Source organism: Marinagarivorans sp., from assembly GCF_982758155.1.
The window spans coordinates 2,327-8,267 of record NZ_CEXWTU010000218.1 but is presented as its reverse complement, the minus strand read 5'-3'; the positions used below and the strand labels follow the sequence as shown (position 1 = coordinate 8,267).

Below are 5,941 nucleotides of genomic sequence, written 5' to 3'. Positions count from 1 at the left end.
CTAAGTTAGGCGCAACGACGGTAATGTCTTGAGTTGTCCAATCAGTAATACCCAACTCAAACGCAACATCACCTTCCAGCGCCCATTGGTAGCTCAAGTTCTCGGGAGTGGTGTAATCGTCTATAGAATCTGCACCACTTAAAACCAACGTGCTGTTTTCGTCCACACTGGTCGCATCATTCGCCGTGGTAATATCGGCTACAGGGATTTCGTTACCGCCTGTGACAATAACCGTTACAGGTTGAACCGTCTCATTAACGCCATCACTCACCGTGAGTTCAAACACCAAGGTAAGACTCTCGTTCGCGATTTCGGGTGTGGGCGCGGTGAAAGTGGCTGTTTCATTATCGAAGCTGAAATCGTCAACCGTTAAAGGGTTTAGGGCTGAAGGCTCCCAACTGTACGTTAAAGACTGACCTTCTGGGTCTGCATGTGTAAGAGGGACAAGCCCTACAGTCGCACCCGGAGCAACTGTTCGCTCTGCTGGAAAAAAAGACACAACCGGAGCGTCGTTATCGGCTGTAACCACTACTATTACCGTATCTGGGGCCGACACTGTTTCACCCACGGTAACGACTAGCTCAAACTCAAAGATTTGCGATTGCAAATAGTCGCCGGTTTGGAAACTTAAGGTGTCGGTGTCTACACCACTTAGCTCAACATTTTCAATACCGGTATAACTCCACGCATAAGTCACCGGTGCCGTGGGACTGACAGCATCGCCCTGAATCTCAACAAGATCTCCCTCCTTAGCATCGAGAATATCTCGCCCCGCAAAAGCCACTGCATTATCTACCGGGCCACTTATCGTGGTACTAGAACTTGTAGACGATAACGATGAACTTGAGGTAACACTGCTTGGAATGTCACCGGGACCGGGCTCTGAACTCGAGCTAACTACCGATGATAAACTGCTTGATGACACTTCGTTAAGGCTACTCGGAGCAGAAGACGATGTCGGCGGCGGGTCATTAGGGTCTATTGGGCTTGTGCCTTGCTCAATCTCATCAGCGTTGCTGATCCCATCACTATCTTCGTCAAATATATTTAATATGTAATCACTTTCTAGAATTTCTAGGCGTGTGCTTGTACCAGCAATAACTTGTACATTCTTAGTCGCTTCCGCCAGCACTAGCTCACCATACAAAGGCGTTGTGTACATAAAGCGAATACTAATCCTATGATTGCCTTCAACAATACCCGACACATTGCCAGTGGCCGTATCACCACTAATCAACAACGGCTGCCAGCCATCGAGGTCCACCTGAACCTGCGCGGATAAATTCTCGGCCTCAACCTTTAACTGCACTTTTTGCGGCACAGAGAAGCTACTTTGCTCCCCTTCTGGCTCCACCTGCCATTCCTGCTTCTCGCTTTTATTAAAACAACCACTGAGAAGTGCTGAACAAACAAGTGCTGCGGCAAGCGTCCTGGCTGAAAATTTCACGTGAATCACCTTGATGTTGAAAGCTAAAAAAGTTGAAGAAGTGTGCAATAAACCTGAGCCGATAGGGGAAAACGGCTAATTAACAGGTACCGGCGTAGAGATGTCTAAATCGCCGGTATTGTCCGCCGGTTGAGTTGCTGCTGGACCCGAGTCGGAGCCACCCCCAGCAGCACCCGCAATAACCGCCGCCGCTAACACGCCCAAGCCAACCCAAAGCCAGGTTTTCTTGTTGCTTGATTTTTTGATTGGCAAAACAGATTGGTTAGAGGGGCCACCACGTGCGCCATTGGGCACCGTGATGTTAATCTTATTCACTACGCTCACCTCTTGCTGCACAACCGCAACAGAAAAAGGCTCGCCATCGCTGCCGTACATCTCAAGCGTATTGCCCGAGCTATCAGTAGCTTCGAAGAAGTACTCTATCCCTGCCGTGTGAATACTTTGGCCAATGATCAAAGCCTCGTAATGGGCTGAGCCATCGAGGTTTTGCATTACCGTGGGCTCAAAGTTGCGCGTCCCTTTTTCACGGTAGTGGAGGATAACGGTATCGACGCCAGTGTCATCGGTAACCTTCGCGGTCACCAAATGATCATCGCCTTGGGCAACACCTTCGGTGGTGAGTTTGTGTTCAATTTGGGGGGCAATAAAGTCAATGGCATAGGCCGCCTGCGCAAATAGCGAAGAAGCGATCAAACCCGACAAAAGAGATGCTGCAATCCGTGTGCGGCGAAGAAGGTAAAACATATCTTTTAAGTCCTTTTAGTGGGAAGCCAAGAAAAACGTGGCGCGTATTCTAATGCTATGTCATTAAACTGTCGACAATTGTTTATTTATTAAACAGACAAGCACTTATGCCAAAACGCCGCCTATCCATGCGTCAATTTTTGGTCGGATGATGGTAGCGAAGATTGAGGAGGGGTACAAGAGGCTTTTGCCCCTTTTGAGGCCGGCCGTATTTGCCAATACCCACTCCCTCTACTTGTTACCCAGAACCGTTTTCAAACTTTAAACCCAGCCAATACCGCCATAGGTAGCGCTTGACACCTCGACTGATCAATTAAGCTAATACCATCAAATAGGATATTATCCATGACGACTTTGATCTCGCCACGGAAAACCTGAAGAGACACCCTCGGCGCCTGCGTGAGCATCTCATACCCTACACTACTAATACCTTGATTAAACGCTTCATCCTACCGAGTTAATTAATTGGCAGCTTTTAAGTAAATTTGGTCCGCTACAAACATTGATTTATTGCCCGCCCCGAGAATCACTTCATAGTGACCAGATGGGTTTTCATCGTCATTTACCGCTGGTAGAGTCACGCTCAAAGTACCAGTTCTTGTTGACTGCTCTAAACCTACAATTTGACAAGAGGCTCCGCCACTGCCGAAGCACTGAAATTCTTCCAAACGATTCGCATTACTACTGCCCCAACGGAATTCAATCTCAGTAGACATACCTAAACTTGCTTTTCCACTAGGGTCACCAATAGTAATGCTCCCTCGAATATCGTACCCCTGCAACTCTCCAGCCCCAAGGAACAATAAATTGTCGTTAGCCGCAAAACATTGCCGCTGTATAGGGCAAAGAGCATTTGTCCGCTCCCTTTCAACATTCATGTGAAAATCGATAAAGCTATTCTCGGGGCTCGATGTATCGTAACGAATAATCGACGAACCGTTCCAAAAGTAAGCCGAGTTTTCACTAACATACCCCTGAGGAGGCCCACCCGAACCAAATCGCCCCTCGAATACCGTTTTCGATGTAGAAAAGTCATCGAGGTTAGTAATATCAATTATTTGAAAATCACTTGGGTCAATTGAGAATAAATCAGTGTAAGCATATCCGTTATTCACCCCAAATATATTACCCGTGAACCCAACGCGATATTCTCTTTCTGCCGCAATACCAAGACGTATAGGTGCCTCTGGGAGAACGGTTAAATCGTATACCCAGACACTAAGCACTTCGTCACTCTGTTGAAATGCATTACCTGACAAGTACAGATAATCGCCCTCTATTCTCATTGAATATGTTTGAAAATATGTAGGCAAAAACTCAACAACCTCACCGCCATCCAGCTTCGCCACCTTAACTTTGTACTCACCATTCGGTGGTCCAGCCGAATTATTACTCCAGGCAACGTATTTATCAGAAACGGCGTAAACCCCATTAGTCATTGAAGAGCTTTCAGACACTTCATCCGAAAAATCCTCTACAAAACTTGGGAGCGAGGGACGAACACTAGCATCGAAACGAGAAATTTTATTTTCTCTTTCACTGTCGACTGAAACGACAAACAGGTCAGACCCCACTGTTCTTAAACTAGACACACCATACAAATTATCAATCGTGTCGCCAAAGCCCAATTGAGCGCTACTAGTTGTAAGGAACGTATAGACCACATCTCTAAATTCTTCATGAACGCCATAGACAACTCCATCACCCAAAGCGATTTCCCTAACAGGAGTAGAAATGGTCGACGGCTGAGGTCCAACAAACTCTTCAACACCGAAATCAATAAACGTATCAAACGGGAGCTCAGCTCGAACGCCTTCATACTTTTGAACAAACAATTGAAGGGTAATGGGTTCAGAAGAAACATTAGCCGTCACAGTAATTCCTACACTCCCCGAAGAAATTACTGTGACCTCACCTAACTCATTGACCCGAGCGACAGATTCATCAGAAGAGCCAAACTCAACATCACCAATAGCGCCACCCGAGACATTAAGAAAAAACGAATCATCATTAGTAAACTTATACACTTCCGAAAGTGGATTGCCTTCTTTATCAACAAACGCAAGCGATACCACAGGTCCGCCGTCGTTAATGGTCCAGTTAGCGCCATTGGGGTCGGTTAGAAATTCCCTAGCACTGGCTGCCGCAGCAGAATATTGGCTATCGATAGCGCCAAGCGAGACATTCGATTGAATATTAGCTCGTTCGCTCCAACCGATAAGTATGGCATCGTAGTTTTGAGTCGATAGCTCCGTGCTATTAAACATAGAGTTCATATTATCAACTGAAGATATATCCCAAGCGCCAAGGTTTTGATTAAAAGGCGCGCCGACAAACATGCTCAGCATATTAGTCACCGTACCGGTTTCCCACCCAGAAATATCGCCATTAAAGTTTGACGCATCGAACATGCCTCCCATACTCTCGGCACTGGTGGTTTTCCAATTCGAGATATCACCATTAAATGAACGTGCCACATAAAACATTCTGAAAAAATTTGTTACCGCAGACACATCCCAAGTTTCACTGTTTAAATCTTGATTAAATGCCAAGGCATACTGAAACATAAACCGCATAGACTTTACGTTAGAAACATTCCAGTGACTAATATTGTCGTTAAAATTTTCCGCGTAGGTGAACATAAAGCTCATGTCCTCTACAGCGGATAAATCGGGTGCATCCTCTGCAACCTCTGTCACAAATTCCCGCAAGTTGGCGCACCACTGAAAAGATGCATTCATCGACTGCCATGCAATATCCCCCCAACGCTGAACTGTGACCAGTTTTATTGCATCTGTAGTCGTCACGAATACTGATGACTCTGACACTCCTTCTGCATGAGTTAGGTGGGGAAATTCACCTATTATTTTTACCGTTTTAAGCCCGCCCTCTTCGTAGGTATGACTCGTATCGCCAGTTAGCCGCTCAGGCTGCGGAGGCGTGTTATCCCCCCAGTCAATAATGTAGTTGTATACTAGGTTAGCCTTAGCACTGATACTTAGCGCATTTGAAGCCGATATGGATTCAAGCTCACTCACTGTAACTTGGGCGGTAGTGACACTAGTATCCCAAACCGTAACAAACGGCAATACAATCGTCATTGGGGCCGACGTGACAACAACGTCATCAGCTAACAATAATAGGTTCACAGTTCGCAAACCATCGGGATCGTCATCACGGGTCTCGCGAGTAATTCCATCCAAAATACTGGCACCAATCGTCATGCTTGCCCCGGTTAAAGAGGTTGCATTATTGATAGTAATTGCCGCGCTATTGCGATTGCTTGGATCTATTTGCCATTCGAAATTAACGCCTTCTTCTCTATTTGCTTCAGCCTGCAAAGGAAAGGCAAAGGAAGCATCGAAGATCTCAACCGGAAACTCGGTGATTTGAGCCGATATAGGCACCAAAACCGTAATATTCACCAATGCTGATGACACCTCTGTTTCGCCATCGGATGCAATAAGCGCTATCGAATATTGACCATCCTCTTGCGGGGTGAAATTGCACGACTCTACATCACCGCAAATCTCGGATGTTGCGCCCCCGAACGCTTGCTCCCAACGATAAGTGATTGGCTGAGACTCTGCGTCAATGGAAGCAATACTCCTCTCTAACAATAATGATTGATTAACCTCCAGCGCGGTATTTGCAACATCTGCAATAGCCGGAGCGCTCGGTGCATCATCATCAGCTTCAACATTAATATTTAATACCTGGCTAAAGCGAATCTGCACCCCATTTTCATCT

The 5,941-nt window shown here is 46.3% G+C and carries 2 protein-coding genes and 1 pseudogene; all 3 read right to left on the bottom strand.

Features of this window, described 5'->3' with window-relative positions; genetic code table 11:
- A pseudogene (locus tag AC3A8L_RS17565) lies at positions 1-1,447 on the bottom strand (hypothetical protein); the annotation flags it as partial.
- A 75-nt stretch (positions 1,448-1,522) separates the two neighbouring features.
- Positions 1,523-2,191: a hypothetical protein gene (locus tag AC3A8L_RS17560; RefSeq protein ID WP_487963576.1), complete on the bottom strand. Its 669-nt coding sequence runs from the start codon at positions 2,189-2,191 to the stop codon at positions 1,523-1,525.
- Positions 2,192-2,652: 461 nt separating this feature from the next.
- Positions 2,653-5,941: BspA family leucine-rich repeat surface protein (locus tag AC3A8L_RS17555; protein ID WP_487963575.1), on the bottom strand; the 3,289-nt coding region annotated here is incomplete at its 5' end.

Excerpts from the sequence above, each read along its gene's own strand:
- AC3A8L_RS17560 (WP_487963576.1), bottom strand. The coding sequence starts at position 2,191 with ATGTTTTACCTTCTTCGCCGCACACGGATTGCAGCATCTCTTTTGTCG.